This is a genomic window from Myxococcus sp. AM009, from assembly GCF_013372605.1.
Taxonomy (GTDB): Bacteria; Myxococcota; Myxococcia; order Myxococcales; family Myxococcaceae; genus Myxococcus; species Myxococcus vastator.
Genome location: NZ_JABXEP010000365.1, coordinates 1 through 753, shown reverse-complemented (window position 1 = coordinate 753; position 753 = coordinate 1). Strand labels below are relative to the sequence as shown.

Annotated in this window: 1 protein-coding gene; it reads left to right on the top strand. The window is 75.3% G+C overall.

Going from position 1 to position 753, the window contains the following annotated elements:
• The coding region (locus HV824_RS35890) for an SDR family oxidoreductase (RefSeq protein ID WP_176425282.1) at positions 1-753 on the top strand (753 nt) is incomplete at both ends.

Genomic DNA, 753 nt, shown 5'->3' with positions numbered 1-753 from the left:
GGTGGACCTGGAGTCGGCGGGCGGGGACGCGCAGGTCGTCGCGCTGGAGGAGGTGCTCACGCGGGGCGCTGGCGAGGGCGAGGAGCAGCTCGTGCTGCGCGGCGGGCGCCGGTTCGTTCCCCGGCTCGCGCCGAGCCCCCTTCCCCCTGCGAGGACGGCGCCGCTGGAGGCGGCGGCGACGTACCTCGTCACGGGAGGCCAGGGCGAGCTCGGGCTGCACGTGGCGCGCTGGATGGTGCGGCAGGGCGCGCGGCATGTGGTGCTGACGGCTCGCAGCGCCTTCCCGGAGCGGGCAGATTGGGATGCCCTCGCGGCGGGCGGTGGGGACGTGGCCGCGCGCATCCTGGCCGTGCGGGAGCTGGAGGCCGCGGGCGCCACGGTGGTCCTCGCGCGCACGGATGTGTCCCGGCGCGAACAGATGGCGGAGCTGCTGGAGCAGGTGCGCACGACGATGCCCCCGCTCAAGGGCGTGGTGCACGCGGCGGGGGTCTCCACGCACGCGCGGCTGCGGGAGCTGGATGCCTCCGCGCTCGATGCCGTGCTGGCGCCGAAGGTGGAGGGGGCGTGGCATCTCCACGCGCTGACGCGGGACGCTTCGCTGGACTTCTTCGTCCTCTTCTCGTCCATCTCGGCGGTGTGGGGCTCGGTGGGCTCCGGGCACTACGCCGCGGGCAACGCGTTCCTGGATGCGCTCGCGCAGCACCGGCGTGCGCTGGGGTTGCCGGCGACGAGCATCAACTGGGGGCCGTGGGC